This window comes from Lactivibrio alcoholicus (assembly GCF_055390895.1).
The window spans coordinates 912,581-926,360 of record NZ_AP042471.1; the positions used below are offsets into that span (position 1 = coordinate 912,581).

The following is a 13,780-nucleotide window of genomic DNA, read 5'->3' on the forward strand; positions in this document are numbered from 1 at the left end:
CTACCGCGACGCCATCGCTCGGACGAGGACGTCGGCCGCGAACCCTCGCGTCACGGGGCGTGCCGGTTCGAACGGGCCGCCGGCCGGGATGGCTCCAAGAACCCCCGTCCGAGCCAGCGCCGAAAGAGTGACGAAGAGCCGGTCCGTTTCCGCCACGTCCGGGAAGACCAGGTCCGGCGCAGTCGCCTTCGCCTTGAGCACGAGTCCGAGCGCGGTCGCGAATGTCGCCCGCGTAACCGGCGTCGCGGAGTCGGCGGGAAGGACGGCGCCGGCGAGTCTGCCTTCCTCGCCGAAGACGCGTTCCATCAGCGAAAGGACTTCGGTGCCGGTCACGGGTAGATCGACGCCGAACTCGCCCTTGTCGTCGCCCGCGAGCTTGTTCGCCTGCACCCGGCAGTTGTAGGGATCGTTGATCTTCACGGCCGGCGAAGATGGAACGCGAACGGGGTCCATGAGTCTGCGGACGGTCGCGAGCGACACCGCGGGCCAGAAAGGATGGCCGGGAGGAACGTCCCTGTAGGCGCACAGCGAGAGCGCACTTCCGGAACGCAGCAGCTCGAGCTGGACGGCGGCCGGATTCACGTTCCTCGGTTGCGCGCCACGCCTTACGGCGACGGCCGCGATGGCTCCGGCGGCCTGTCCCGTCAGCATCGTGACTGGCTGGAGCCGGATAGCCCCCTCGGCGAGTCGGGAGACGGACAGATTCTTTTCAGCCGCCACGAGACCGTCGACCCGTTCGGGGATGAAGACCTCGAAGGGGATCTGGAAGGGACCGACAGGGTTGCATTCGCGGATCGTGGCGTTCCTCTCTCCGAATTCGGCCTCCAGGTCGCGGTCCCTGTCCGCATTGTGGAGATCGAGGATGTATCCGCCGACGGCGAGCGCCGTCGGAAGCTCCCGGTTGCCTCGGCCGTCCCTGTAGCTTTCCGAGTTCGACCGGAGTTCCTTCGCTGTCAGGGTCAGGATTCCCTCGATCCTGCGCCCTTCGCGGACGTACGGACGAGGCGGGAAAAAGCGGAGCAGGTCGTGATATTCCCTCGGGATGTCCGTGAGGTTCACCGTCGCCGGCGCGTCCCCCGGCTCGCCGTATTCGTCGTCGGCGAGCCCCCACTGCCACTCCTGGAGTTCGTCCGAGATGTAGTACAGAAAGTGGATGGTCTTCAGCAGCGCAGCCGTATCGACCTTCCGCCGAAAGTCCGGGTCTTCGATGTAGCGGATCGGAAGCCCGCCTTCGGGGTCGGACATCCCCGGAAAATCGTTCGCCCAGTTGACGCAGGTCTTCGTGATATGCAGCCACGCCTCGGGGCTCGACGCGTCGTAGTTTTCCCGATTCGAGGAATCGGGCAGGCCACGGTAGGCGTTGTGCGCCGAAAAGACGACGGGAAGCCGGATCGGGTATTCTCCGCGGAATCCGTTCCCCTGACGGATCACGTACTTCCTGAATTCCTTCCGCGATTCCTCGTATCCCGCGGGAGGCACGGAGACCCGCATGCGGGGCGGTACGCCACCAGGGTATTTCTTTGCGATCGCGACATAGGTAATATCCTGGATCCGTGCCGTCTCGTCCTTCGCGTCGCTCGTCGTCCGACCGATCCGGTACCGCGCCCCGGCCTTCGCGAGAACGTCGCCGTACTCGGTGGCGTCGACGACGACGCGCGACGAGAGCTCGACGCCGTTGCCCGCACTTTCGACCAGAACCCCCGAGACCGCACCGTCACGCCCGAGCACGTCGCGGAAGCGCGCGCGCAGAAAGATATCGAGGACGGGAAGGGCTCCGCCGGCAAGCGGCGTCCTCCGCAGATCGCCGATCATCTCCTTCAGGATCCGGTGCCCGACCGACGGTTCGAACGCGATGGAATTCCCGCTCCAGTAGCAGGTCGCGATGGACTTGTCCTTCTTGAAGTAGTGGTAGCGCACGCGTTCGACGAACTCTCCGTATAGCCCCGAGAGATTTCCGCTCAGGTCGTCCATCGTCGGGACGCCCGCCGCGGTCATCTGTCCTCCGATCCAGCCCGACTCCTCGACGAGAGCGACGCGAGCGCCCATGCGTGCCGCCTGGATCGCGGCCGCCACGCCTCCGGTTCCGGCGCCGACGACGACGACATCGTACTCGTGACGTTGCTCCGCGGCCGGCGCGGGCAACTCCCCGAACAGCAGCAGCGCCAGCAGGATTCCATATACCCGGAATCTACCATCGATCATCGACATGCACCCCTTCACGGGAAAAAGAAGTTTGAAGCGGAATCACCACAATTGTGTGTGTATTATGCCATAGGGATTCTCCGTCGGCTAGCGGAAGCGGGCACAAAAAACCCCTCCGGGCCGGAGGGGTCGGGATAACCGACGCGAAAGCGTCACTGCTCCACAGCGGAAAAGAGGACGATCGCCTTCGCCCACTTGTAGTATTTCAAAGCCTCGAATTCGCAGGCATCCTTCACGCCGAAGCAGGCCCGAAGGACCTCGAGGTCCTTCGGAGCGAGCGCAGTCCCGTCGAGAGCCGCAAAATCCGCGATAGTCGACACCTTCAGCCCCGCGAGCTTCTTCGCGTCCTCCCCGCTCACCCCGGAAAGCGCTCCGACGGGAGCTGCGGCGAGTTCCCTGAACCCCATCGCCTCGTACGCCTTGTCGACGGCCTTGTTGATATTCACTCGAACCCCTCCCCTTCAGGAAAAATGTATGACATCATTATAGCAATAGTACAAATCGGCGACAGGTCTGTCAATTCAGCGAGTTGTCTCACGACTCACTCCCCGGTCTGCTGCCGCAGGAGAGCCCGTGTTTTGCGAGTGGGCTTTCGATCTCTATTTGATCCCTTCGAGCTCGTTGAAAACCGTCTCGTACTTTTCCGCGTCGATGTTGGGCACGAGGCACGCCGTGCGCCAGATGCTCAGGTCCTTGCGCCAGTCGTAGAAATTGTTCATCTGTTGGGCAAAGGAATTCGGTGTCCAGCCGGAGACGTCGTACCCCAGTTCCCCGAAAAGTCTGATGAGGAACTCACCGACCTCCACCCGCTGTTCGTCTGTGGTGTTTCCGTACCATTTGCCCTCCCCCTCGTCCCGCAAGAGGAGAAACTCCTCCTCATACCCGGCCAGAACGTCGGCGATCTCCGTATCGTTCAACTCCCGGACAGGGGCGGTGCGGCGCCGCGCGTCGCATCCTACGGCCTGAACCCACGCTGCAATCTCGCCCGCAGCCGCCTCTCCCGTTGCGGCCTCGAGCGACGAAGCGCGTCGGCCCCACTCGCCCAGATCGTGGGTATCGTCCTCCAGCATCCGGCTCTTCCCCTCGAACGTCCCATGCTCGTAGAGTGTCACCGTACAACCCGGCCGCACCCGAATCGAGGCGATGCTGTCGTTGGGCAGGGCAAAGACCATCGGCGCACCATCGGCTCTGGCGTCGAACAACCATGGCAGGTTGTACCGGCCAGCCTTCTCAATCGTCCATGAGACCCCCTGATAGTTCGGCTGCGTGTAAGCCACAGCCAAAAAATCATCCATCGTCGCCTGCGCCACAGACGCATCCAGCGCCAGGACAGCAAGGCAGCAGAACAGAAGGGCACCCGGAATCCCCCGTCTCCAATGCATCATTCGTCCTCCTCTCTTCATTCGCCGGCGATCGCGGGCTTTCGCGACAGTCGCGTCAGCTCCCACACCTTCCTGTAATCCACGTCGCCCGTTCTGACAGTCAGGTCCGCGCCGTCCCATCCGGTTGCGCTCAGCGTGACCGAGCGCAACTCCTGAAGCGCTCCGAGCGCGCGGAGAAGTCCGGAGAGCGCCCCGGAGTCCGGCAGATCGTCAGCATCCAGCGCCTCGAAAAGGTCCTTGAGCGCCTCCGGAGACGCCGCCGACAAAAACGGGATGAACAGATCGCAGCCCCGCTCCACGTCCAGAGCGACGCGCAGAAGGGACCGTTTCCCCTCCTTGTCCGACCCCTTCGGCCGCCCGGGCTCCGGCATCGCGGCTTCATCGAGAGCCTCCGGCGCGAGGCTGCCCATCAGCAACGTTCCGTCCTTCACGCCGAGAACCATCGGCGCAACCGGCTCATCGCCCTTCTCCGCGTTTACCGTGCAGAAGAGATCCCATCCGGGGCGATCGGAGATATCGAAGAGGTCGCCCAGTGAACTTTCCACAAACGCCCGGATACGGGGCGAAAGCGCCCGCATTGTTTCGGCCGTCCCGGACAGGAAGGCGTATCCGCCCGGCATGGGCACGCCTCGAAGCGTCGACCGACCGCCCAGCACGACGCCGAACGAGCGAAGGACCGCCGCCAGATCCGACGGGTCGAGCCCCTGCTCCTGCAGGAGCAGCCGCGTTTCCTCCCTATCCGAATCGCTGACGAACGCCGCCAGGTCCAGAATGTTCTCCGGAGACAGCGCCAGGCTCACGAGCCCCGAAAACCAGGGAGCGCCGCCGGATTTCAGCCCCGGGCCGGCGGGGGACAGGGCAGGAGCGGGAAGAGCCGCGCTCCCCACAAGCGCCTCGAAGACGTTGTGACGCAGGGCTGCCCCGATCTCCCTTTCGGAGAGGCCGAGCGACAGCTCCGCGAACACGGGCGTCCGGGTCTCGATCGACAGACCGTCGAGAATGTCCCGAATCAAGCGTCCGTCGGCGTCGTCGTTCAACTGCACAAAACTTCCGTGCCGCGTATCGCGCCGAACCACCTTCAACCGCGTTCCCCTGCCCGACAGGGCGGCGCGTGCCCGTTCGACGTGCTCGCCGTCGGATCCGATCAGAAGCACCGGTTCGTTCCCGTCCATACCCAGCGAGACATGAACCGTCACCTTCTCCTTCGCGTCGGAAAACCCGAAGCCGATATCCAGCTCGTAGGTTTTTCCCCCATCCCCGGGCCCGGACGGCCGGATGGTGACGCACGTCTCCCTCAGGGGTTCCGGGACGTTCAGAAGATCGAAGAAGACCCTGGAAAGGCTCTCACTCGCGTCTTCGCTTCGCCGCGCCGTGGCCGCCGCATCGTCCAGGTCCAGCAGTGCCTTTCGGGCCGAGGGAACGAAACGGACCGCGCCCTGAAACGTGTCCTCGTCATCGAGCAAAAGACCCCGAACCAGCGAGACGGACTCCGCGGGAAAAGCCCCCAGCCATTGAAGGAGAGGCTCCCGTTCGCGCCGCACGTCCAGCAGCGCATCCAGCAAAAAGGACTTCCCAAGTCGGGCCATCGTCCACGAAAGATTCTCCGCGTGGACGACCATGTGGGGATTCTTCCACGCGGGAAGCGCGTCCAGGGTCGATGCCGATACGGACGAAGTTGAGAGCAGCACGATGAGGCAAAGGGCCGCGACAACCGATCTTTTCATTCCGATGTCATCCTTTCGCGTACACCTTACAGCGTTGGTGTCTGTCGGTCCGGCAACAGGAAAGCCGTCTCTCTTCCCGATCTTTCCTTTTTGCCGAGCTCAAACGCGAGCCCGCTGGAGTCCGTCCGACAGGAAGTGCTTGCGGCCGTTCCCGGAAGCCTTCCGTTCCGAAAGACCTCTGCCGCGTGCCTCATCGGGCTGCTGGAATGGGTACGGAGAGTTCCCTCTCGACGATTTTTTTCTCTTTGCTCCAGTCCTTGACGGATTTGACGGAGTTCTCCATAATCGTCACCCTGTCTCCGGAGAGCGAGAGGAAGATGTAGTTCCGCGTGTCGGTCGCCTTCTTCAGGACCGTCTCCGAAGCAGTAGTCGCATCGTACAGCACGGCCGAAAATTTGAATCCGTAGGAACGGCCGGGAGAAAAAGCGCCTTCGCGGACGTCGTCGATCCGGGTATAGACAAAGCGATGCGGGTCCGCCCAGGCGATCGAGCCGTTCAGTCCCGAGAGTTCCTCCCCCTTCTCCATGCCCTCGCCGTACGGCGTGAAGAAGACGTCGGGTCGGGCCCCTCCGGTCGCCAGGACACAACGCCCGCCGTCCGGACTCCAGATCAGGTCCTGGTATTCACTCTCGCTCTCCAGGGGGATGAACCCCGTTGCGGCGCCCGCCGGGCCGAAGAACAGAACCCCGGTCTCCTCCTCCTTCACGGCGTCGGACGTCTCGCTTCCCACAACGCTCCAGAAGGCGATGCCGTTATCGATCCCGGCGGGGACGGTATGGACCTCGCATTCCAGCGCCGTTCCGTCCCGAAACACGCGCCCGTCTCTGACGGAGAAGGCCCCGGGAGCGGGAACGCGCGCTTCGCCGCCGCAAGCCGTCACAGATGCGGCGACGGCGATACAGATGATCCCGAACAGGATCAGAGCCTTTCTTTGTCTCCAAATCCGCATGGCGTCGTCCCCCTATTTCATCTCCGACCGGATGCTCACAAGGACGTAGGACGGCTTGCCTTTCCAGTCGGATTCCCTGATCACGGCCTCGAAATCGCCCCAAAGCTCCTTTGGATCGTCCGCGTTGTAGATCTCCCCGGACAGGTTCCACACGCCCTTTTCCGGGCTCTCCGCACGCTTGACCCGGGCGTACCACGCCGCCTCGCCGTCGGCGGCCCGGAAGTGGAAGGCTTTTTTCGCCGCGTCGAAGAAGTACGGCGGGTCGGATTGGTCCACGGACCGATTCGCCGTGATCTTCAGCCCGAAGTACTTCAGGACGGACTCCTCGACCCAGTGTGCCTTGATGCGCACGTCTCCATGCTCCTGCGATTTCGCATTGTTCCGCTCGATGCGGCTCTTGAAGTTATTGATATAGTTGTGCCCGATGCCGAACCGGACGAGGTCGGGGTAGTTCTCCGGCTTCGCCATCTCCTCCGAGCTTGCCTCCATGAAGCCCAGCTCGGTGAAGTTGCTCAGAAAAAGGCTCATCGCCTTGATCTGTTTCTCGCCCGGGGCCGCCAATGCTGCGGAAGCGCAGAACAACGCAAGGATACAGACTGCAAAAACGCCGTGCTTTTTCATCTCCGTCGCACTCCGATCTTTTCTCTAGCCTGCGGCGGGAATGGGGATCGAGAGTTCTTTTTCTTCGATCCTGTCCGGGGCGTTCCAGTCCTTTGTGTCCTTCACCGAGCGCTCCAGGATCTCCAGTTTGCCCGTGTCGTGATCCACGCCGATCAGCAGATAGTCCTGAGTCTCCGTTGCCTCTCTCACCGGAATCAGCTTTTTGATCACCGTGTCGTAGACCATGACGGAGAGCCACCCCTCCTGCTGATCGAACCCCTTGCCCCTCGATCCCTTGTCCGCGTCGTCGCGGGTGAAGACGAACCGGACGGGGTCGAGCCACGCGTTGTTCCCCAGACCGCGGAATGCCGCTTTCTTCTCAAGGCCGTCGAATGCGTACAGGATGATGTCCTGCACCGCATCCGCACCGAAGTTCACGAGGAACATATCCCCGTTGGGGGCAAAGGCCAGGTTGCAGTAGGCCGCGCCTTCGAAAGGCAGAAAGCCCGCCGGCTTCTCGTCCTCTCCGAAAAAGAAGTAGATGCCGCTCTTCGACCCCTTCATTCCTTCGGACAGCTCCGGGTCCACCAGTATCCATGAATACAGGCCCTTTTCCGTTGCGTTCCGCTTCGGCTCCTCTTCCTCGAGCAGTTTTTTCTTTCCGCCCGCGGCCACCCGATACACCTTTCCATCCTTCAGCCTGTAGGACTCCTGGGCTGCCCATGCCTGACCGGCCAGCAGCGCCAGCGCACACACACAGAGCAACAGACTGCGAAACCTCGTGCTTCTCAACGTACATCACGACCCCTTCCGTTTGAGATCCCAGAACAAAACGAACAAATAGCCTTGCCCCCGATAAAAAGCTGTATCGGACCGCCCGCTCCGCTCCCGCCATCCCTCAGTTCGTGACCTTCAGCGACGCATCCATGTGTCTTTGTATCTCCGAGAAACGCTCCGCCTCCTCCCTGGGGTAGCACAACTCGTACGTCACCGTCGTCTTCTTGCCCACCAGACAATATCGATGGACGATCGACACTCCGCCAGTGCGATCGGTCGCGTACTCCAGCGCGTAAAAGTCCACCCCGCTCCGTACCGTGCCGGGCAGGGGCTCGACGCCGTTGACGTACCCGAACTTGTCCTCCTTCATGTCCGTGGCTTCCTTCAGCAGAGAGTTTCCGTCCGCGCCCTTCGGCCTCTTTCCGCCGCTTACGATGACGTGGTGCTTCCCGTCGCCGTTTTCACCGGCGGTCCGCGCCTCGAAGGTGCTCATTCCATCCTCGCCGACGTACGCGTCGCTCTCGGTAAAGAAGTCCGGATAATCTATGGAGAACCCGAACTTTTTGTCCGTATATTTCTTGTACGAGACTCTTTCCCCGGCCTCCCCCGCCGCGCAGCACGCCACGGATATCGACAGAACCGCAAGCGCCGTCCACAGAACCCATAATTTTCTCATACCATCGTCCCCCTTCTCAGATCCTCAGAATTCCCCTCGGCTCCGGGATCGGAGCGGCCTTCACGGATTGATGTTCAGGCGCCACCTTCCGTCACGCCCCGTTCCCCCTTGACGAAATGCGCGGCGTAAAGCCATGTCGAGCGTCACCTTCACGCCCTGAAGATTCGGAAATTTCTGTTTGGTGATGTTCCAGTCGACCCCTCGTCCACCAGTCCGCGCGCTGTTAATGTCAGCAACCCGCCGCCCCACGACACCACGTCTCCATCCGTCGCGGCCGAACGAAAAAGAGCCATGTCCCGAAGCTGACTGAATCGCGCCGTGTCCAGTTTATGCGATCACGCTGCCGGTCTCCATTTCCATAAACAGGCGCCAGTCGTTCAGCGGCGTTATCGATTTGGTAAAGGACACGCCCCCCCTCTTCGCATGCTTCAACACAAATTTTGTAAAAGTCCGCCGAAATAAAAAAACGGTGTCCTGCATCCACGTCGAGGATACAGGACACCGTTTGAACGCCATACACCCTTTTGGGGTGGTTTGGGGGGGGAAACCGGATGGAAGGGAACCGGAGAGGCCTCGCGCGGGCCTCAGGTGCGCGGGTTTTGCAACGTGTCCTTCAGGTTGCGCCGCGAACGGCCCCCCAGCTTTCGGAAGATCGCTTTCATGTAGAACTTCACGATATTATCGGATAGGCAGAGCTCCTGTGCAATCTCCCGATAGCCTTTGCCATCGACGGGCATCCGGGCCACCGCGTCCCCCGCACGGCTCCCTATCAGCGCCTTTTTGCCCCGCGCGTATCGCTCCTTCAGGGCCAGTACTCCGGCACGCGCGTCACCTTCCCCGGACTCTTTTTGTGTCCGATGGTTCCGGGGAAGGTCAACCAGACTATCAAACCGTTGCTATATCGGATCCTGTTTTCTCTTCACGGTTATGTTGGACAGCAGTGGATAAGTCTGCCAATTCAGGTCATTCCTCGGGGCGGTAGAGTCCCGCAGGGTTCGATCCGAGGAGCCCCGCGTGAAGCAGCGCCTCGTCCACCGTCGACAGCGCTCCGGCCTGCGCCTCCGAAAGAAGCGGACGATAGACGAGCTTCGCGAAGCAGTCACCGATATATTCGAGATCCTCGTCGGACGCGTCCCACCCGCGCTCGTCGAACTGCGAGAGTCTGAGCGGGCTGGAATACGCGCGAAGCGTCTTCTGCCCTATCGTGTTGAAGTAGAAGTCGAAGTAGGACATCGCCAGCTCCCGCAACGTCCGGTAGACGGGCTCCCGATACCGAAGCGTCGTGAAGTTCGATTTCGCGACGGCCCCCCAGCACCCTCCCGATTTGAAGAGCGCGATCACGTGGTCGTCGTCGTTCCATGCCCGCAGGTCCATCAGCAGCGGCGGATGGCCGAGCCCGCGAAGGCGCGACGCCGCGAAGAGCGCGCCCTCGAAGCAGTGCGCGGTCCGTTCCTCGAAGACCCGCTTCGGGGACTTGCATTCCTCCTTCGGATTGTAGGGGATGGAGTTCAGGAAGCTCTGGATCTCCCACGGCGTCCGGAACGCGGGCGACGTCATGACGATCTCCCCTCCGGATCCGGAAGCGCTACGGCTACGGAAGCGTCGAAGGCCGCGGAGACGGTCTCGCCTTCGCTCCAGGTCCGCTTTCCGGGACGGTACGGGTCGAAGGCCAGGATCGTCCGGCCGGACGAAAGCGCTATCTCGTACTCCATGCGGCCGCCGAGGAACGTCCGGGTCCGCACTGTTCCGGTGAAGGGCGCGTCCTCCCCCTCGCCCCGAAGCGTCAGGTTGTCGGGGCGCACGACGAGCGCGGCGGCGTCCCCCCGGGCGAAGGAGCCGCCCTTCACGGCGCGGACGTCGAAGACGCGCCCGCCGATCGACAGCGCGAGCGTTCCGTCGTTCACGGCCTCGACGCGCGCCGGGACGACGTTCGCCTGACCGATGAAGTCCGCCACGAAAAGCGTCGCGGGATCGCTGTAAATCTCGAAGGGCGTTCCGATCTGCTCGACCCGTCCCCCGTTCATCACCATGATGCGGTCGGACATCGTGAGGGCCTCCCCCTGGTCGTGCGTGACGTAGAGGCATGTGACGTCCAGATGCTTCTGGATGCGGCGGATTTCGGTCCGCATGTGGATCCGGAGCTTGGCGTCGAGGTTCGAGAGCGGCTCGTCCATGAGAAGCACCCTCGGTTCGAGAACGAGAACGCGCGCGAGCGCCACGCGCTGCTGCTCCCCTCCGGAAAGCTGGTTCGGGAAGCGCCCCTCGGCCTTTCCGAGTCCGACGAGTTCGAGCCCGTCGCCGACCTTCCTCCGGATGTCCGCTTCGGAGAGCCCCTTCACGCGCAGGCCGTAGGCCACGTTCTCGAAGACGCTCATGTGCGGGAAGAGCGCGTAGTTCTGGAAGACGAAGCCGATGTCCCGACGGTTCACCGGGACGTTCGTGACGTCCTCCCCGGCGATCGAGATCGTCCCGGCCGACGGGGTCTCGAACCCCGCGACCATCCGGAGCGTCGTCGTCTTGCCGCACCCCGAGGGGCCGAGGAAGGTGACCATCTCCCCGGCCGCCGCCGAGAGCGATACGGAATCCACGGCGCGGACCTGCTCCCGGTCCTTCCGAAAGATTTTCGATACGTTGGCGAGTTCCAGCGTTACGGCCATCAGTTCCGACCACCCTCTCCGGAAATTCTGTTCGTCGCCATGCGCGTCAGGCCCGTCATGAGGGCGGTCGCCCCGAAGACGAGAAGGATGAGCACCACGGAGAACGCGCATGCCTGTGCGAACTGCAGCTCCGTCATGCATTCGAGGATCCGGGTCGTGAGCAGGCTCCACCGGACGGATACGAGGAAAATCGTCGCGCTGATGGCCGTCATCGAGTGGATGAACAGGTAGCGCATTCCCATGAGCACGGCCGGAACGATCAGCGGGACCGTCACACGGAAGAAGGTTCGCGCCGATCCGGCCCCGAGGCTCGCCGAGGCCTCCTCGATGGAAGGGTCGATCTGGTGGAGCGACGCGATCACGGCGCGTATGCCCGCCGCGTGATAGCGGAACATGTAGGCCGCCACGAGGATCGTCATCGTTCCCGTCAGAAGGATCGGACGTTCGTTGAACGCGATCACGTAGGCGATTCCGACGACCGTCCCGGGGAGCGCGTAGTTCAGCATTGAGATGAACTCCATGGCCCGCGTCCCGAAGAGCTTCTTTCTCTGCGCGACGAAGCCCGTGACGACGGCGAGGACGCCTCCCAGGGGCGTCGCGACCGCCGCGATAAGGAGCGTATCGGTGATGGCCTTGCGTCCGTGCGTGAACACGTAGCGGAAGTTTTCCGCGGTGAGCGAGTTGTCCACGCCCCAGACCTTCACGACGGCCCCCACGAGGATGATGGAATACAGGTACAGGATGAAGGCCGTCACGAGGAAGCACGTCCCGAGAACAAACGCTTCGGCGAGTCGGCCGCCGCTTTTGAACGACGAGCGGCTTCCGGTCTTGCCCGAGATGGTGACATAGTTCTTCCGCCCGACCCAGAAGCGCTGGAGGAAGAACACCGCGACGGCGGGAATCAGGAGCAGGAAGGAGAGCGCCGCGCCGCCGCGAAGGTCGTAGAGCCCCGTGATCTGGAGGTACGCCTGCGTCGGAAGAACCGGGAAGCTGTGGCCCGCGAGAACGAGCGGCGTCGCGAAGTCGGCCAGGGAACTCGCGAAGAGCAGCAGCAGCGAGTTCGCGACCCCGGGGATCGACAGCGGCAGCGTCACGGTGCGGAAGACCCGCCCGGGCGAAGCTCCGAGCGACAGCCCTGCGTCCTCGAGGTTCGGTCCGATCGCCGACAGGACGGCCGCGAGCGTCAGGAAGGAAACGGGGAAGTACGTGAGCGTCTCGGAGAGCCACGTCCCCCAGAAGCCGTAGAAGTTGAAATTCCCGAGGCCCAGAAGCTTCAGCAGGATGCCGTTCGGCCCGAGCGAGAGCGTGAGCGCGATGCTGCTCGTGAAGGGGGGCGAGATCAGCGGCAGCGTCGTCACCGCTCCGAGCGTCCACTTGAGCCATGCGGGCAGCGGAAGGCGCGTGACGGCGAACGCGTAGACGTACCCCAGGAACGTTCCCGCGACGGACACGGTCGTCGCGAGCCAGAGACTGTTTACGAACGCCTGCCGGTCGAACCAGTTGTTCAGGACGGCGGCCAGGTTTGCGAAGGACCACTGTCCGTCTACAAGAAAGGTGGCGAGAAAAAGCCGAAAGATCGGGTAGAGCACGAAAAGCGCAAGAGACAGCCAAATGGTTGCCAGGACGGGAAGCAGCGCGGGGTCCCGTTTCAGCGGGGATGCGAGCATGGCGTCAGACTCCTTGGACGTCCCCGGCCGGAGTCGCCTCCGGCCGGGGGAAGATCGCGGTTCTTTTCGGGAATGGCCGCTCTAGCGGATTACTTCGTTGATCCAGCGGTCGACGTAGGCCTTGCGGTTTGCGCCCTTCCACGCGACGTCGGTCTCGAACAGCTTCACCTTCGACACGTCGAGCGCGGGGTTCGTCACCGTGACGTCGGTCCGCGTCGGGATGTAGTTGATCTTCTTGTCCACGATGAGCTGCGCGAACGCCTTCGATGCGGCCCAATCGACAAACTTCTTCGCGCTGTCAATGTTCTTCGCGCCCTTGAGGACGCCCGTCGCCTCGATCCCGAACGTGACTCCCTCCTTCGGATAGCTGATCACGACGTTGTGCCCCTGCTGCTGGATCTCGAGCGCGTCGACGATGTAGAAGATGCCGCTCGCGGCCTGTCCCGTCGCGATCGGCATCGCGCCGCCCGCGCCGCTCTTGGTGTACATCTGGACGTTCTGGTGGAGCTTCTTCTGGTAGTCGAACGCCCCGTCCTCGCCGAACACCTTCACGAGCGAATAGATCCGCTCCGTGGCGGTGCCGGACGTCCGCGCGTCGGCCATCTGGAGGCCGTTCTTATACGCGGGGTCGAGAAGCTCGTTCCAGGACTGCGGCGCGGCGAGGCCCTTGTCCTTCAGGAACGCGCCGTTCGTGAGGAAGACGAGCGGGATGACGCCGATCCCGGTCCAGAAATTCTGCGGCGAGCGGAACTGCGCGGGGATTTCGTCCGATCCGGCGGGTTTGTAGGTCTCGAAGACGCCTTCCTTGATCCCCGCCTCGTAGGTGTCGGCGGGGCCGCCGAGGATAACGTCCACCTGCGGGTTGTTCTTCTCCGCGACGACCCGTGCGAGGGCCTCTCCCGACGAGAAGCGCATGAAGCTCACCTTGATCCCCGTCGCGGCGGTGAATGCCTCGAACACCTGGGACGCGTACTTCTCGGGCATGATGGTATAGGCGTTCAGTTCGGCCGCGGACGCGCCGGAAACCATGAACGCCGCCAGGAGCAACGCGATGACGATGACACGGAACCTGGACAACACTCCGATCTCCCCTTTCGCCGGATCGGCGCACCTCGCGCGCCGGTACATATCTGATACATTATCGTC

The 13,780-nt window shown here is 62.9% G+C and carries 13 protein-coding genes; all 13 read right to left on the reverse strand.

Features of this window, described 5'->3' with window-relative positions:
* A complete protein-coding gene (locus ACZ5IU_RS04510; RefSeq protein WP_464420951.1) occupies window positions 1-2,202 on the reverse strand; it encodes an FAD-dependent oxidoreductase in 2,202 nt (733 codons plus the stop codon).
* Window positions 2,203-2,354: 152 nt separating this feature from the next.
* Window positions 2,355-2,648, reverse strand: coding sequence for a hypothetical protein (locus tag ACZ5IU_RS04515; RefSeq protein WP_464420953.1), 294 nt, complete (start codon window positions 2,646-2,648; stop codon window positions 2,355-2,357).
* Between the two features lie 153 nt (window positions 2,649-2,801).
* Entirely contained in the window at window positions 2,802-3,587 is a 786-nt protein-coding gene (locus ACZ5IU_RS04520; protein ID WP_464420955.1) for a hypothetical protein, read from the reverse strand.
* 14 nt (window positions 3,588-3,601) lie between these two features.
* Window positions 3,602-5,308 (reverse strand): hypothetical protein, encoded by a 1,707-nt coding sequence (locus tag ACZ5IU_RS04525; RefSeq protein ID WP_464420957.1) that lies wholly within the window; start codon window positions 5,306-5,308, stop codon window positions 3,602-3,604.
* A gap of 190 nt (window positions 5,309-5,498) precedes the next feature.
* Window positions 5,499-6,257 (reverse strand): hypothetical protein, encoded by a 759-nt coding sequence (locus ACZ5IU_RS04530; RefSeq protein WP_464420959.1) that lies wholly within the window; start codon window positions 6,255-6,257, stop codon window positions 5,499-5,501.
* Between the two features lie 12 nt (window positions 6,258-6,269).
* The gene (locus ACZ5IU_RS04535; protein WP_464420961.1) at window positions 6,270-6,878 is read right to left on the reverse strand and encodes a hypothetical protein; all 609 of its coding nucleotides are present in this window, start codon (window positions 6,876-6,878) and stop codon (window positions 6,270-6,272) included.
* 24 nt (window positions 6,879-6,902) lie between these two features.
* Entirely contained in the window at window positions 6,903-7,622 is a 720-nt protein-coding gene (locus ACZ5IU_RS04540) for a hypothetical protein (protein ID WP_464420963.1), read from the reverse strand.
* Window positions 7,623-7,755: 133 nt separating this feature from the next.
* Window positions 7,756-8,310, reverse strand: a complete 555-nt coding sequence (locus ACZ5IU_RS04545) for a hypothetical protein (protein ID WP_464420965.1) — start codon at window positions 8,308-8,310, stop codon at window positions 7,756-7,758.
* Between the two features lie 584 nt (window positions 8,311-8,894).
* Window positions 8,895-9,047 carry a helix-turn-helix transcriptional regulator gene (locus ACZ5IU_RS04550; protein ID WP_464420967.1) on the reverse strand — a complete coding sequence of 51 codons (153 nt, stop codon included), beginning with the start codon at window positions 9,045-9,047 and terminating at the stop codon, window positions 8,895-8,897.
* A 226-nt stretch (window positions 9,048-9,273) separates the two neighbouring features.
* The gene (locus tag ACZ5IU_RS04555; protein ID WP_464420969.1) at window positions 9,274-9,867 is read right to left on the reverse strand and encodes a hypothetical protein; all 594 of its coding nucleotides are present in this window, start codon (window positions 9,865-9,867) and stop codon (window positions 9,274-9,276) included.
* Window positions 9,864-10,967 (reverse strand): ABC transporter ATP-binding protein, encoded by a 1,104-nt coding sequence (locus ACZ5IU_RS04560; protein WP_464420971.1) that lies wholly within the window; start codon window positions 10,965-10,967, stop codon window positions 9,864-9,866. The genes ACZ5IU_RS04555 and ACZ5IU_RS04560 overlap by 4 nt, the downstream gene beginning before the upstream one ends.
* The gene (locus ACZ5IU_RS04565; protein ID WP_464420973.1) at window positions 10,967-12,634 is read right to left on the reverse strand and encodes an ABC transporter permease; all 1,668 of its coding nucleotides are present in this window, start codon (window positions 12,632-12,634) and stop codon (window positions 10,967-10,969) included. The genes ACZ5IU_RS04560 and ACZ5IU_RS04565 overlap by 1 nt, the downstream gene beginning before the upstream one ends.
* Window positions 12,635-12,715: 81 nt before the next feature.
* Entirely contained in the window at window positions 12,716-13,711 is a 996-nt protein-coding gene (locus ACZ5IU_RS04570; RefSeq protein ID WP_464420975.1) for an ABC transporter substrate-binding protein, read from the reverse strand.
* Window positions 13,712-13,780: the final 69 nt, after the last annotated feature.

What these genes read in the sequence shown, in the direction of transcription:
- ACZ5IU_RS04530 (WP_464420959.1), bottom strand. Translation starts at nt 6,257, where the DNA reads ATGCGGATTTGGAGACAAAGAAAGGCTCTGATCCTGTTCGGGATCATC.
- ACZ5IU_RS04525 (WP_464420957.1), bottom strand. Translation starts at nt 5,308, where the DNA reads ATGAAAAGATCGGTTGTCGCGGCCCTTTGCCTCATCGTGCTGCTCTCA.
- ACZ5IU_RS04510 (WP_464420951.1), bottom strand. Translation starts at nt 2,202, where the DNA reads ATGATCGATGGTAGATTCCGGGTATATGGAATCCTGCTGGCGCTGCTG.
- ACZ5IU_RS04560 (WP_464420971.1), bottom strand. Translation starts at nt 10,967, where the DNA reads ATGGCCGTAACGCTGGAACTCGCCAACGTATCGAAAATCTTTCGGAAG.
- ACZ5IU_RS04535 (WP_464420961.1), bottom strand. Translation starts at nt 6,878, where the DNA reads ATGAAAAAGCACGGCGTTTTTGCAGTCTGTATCCTTGCGTTGTTCTGC.
- ACZ5IU_RS04545 (WP_464420965.1), bottom strand. Translation starts at nt 8,310, where the DNA reads ATGAGAAAATTATGGGTTCTGTGGACGGCGCTTGCGGTTCTGTCGATA.
- ACZ5IU_RS04520 (WP_464420955.1), bottom strand. Translation starts at nt 3,587, where the DNA reads ATGATGCATTGGAGACGGGGGATTCCGGGTGCCCTTCTGTTCTGCTGC.
- ACZ5IU_RS04565 (WP_464420973.1), bottom strand. Translation starts at nt 12,634, where the DNA reads ATGCTCGCATCCCCGCTGAAACGGGACCCCGCGCTGCTTCCCGTCCTG.
- ACZ5IU_RS04550 (WP_464420967.1), bottom strand. Translation starts at nt 9,047, where the DNA reads ATGCCCGTCGATGGCAAAGGCTATCGGGAGATTGCACAGGAGCTCTGC.
- ACZ5IU_RS04555 (WP_464420969.1), bottom strand. Translation starts at nt 9,867, where the DNA reads ATGACGTCGCCCGCGTTCCGGACGCCGTGGGAGATCCAGAGCTTCCTG.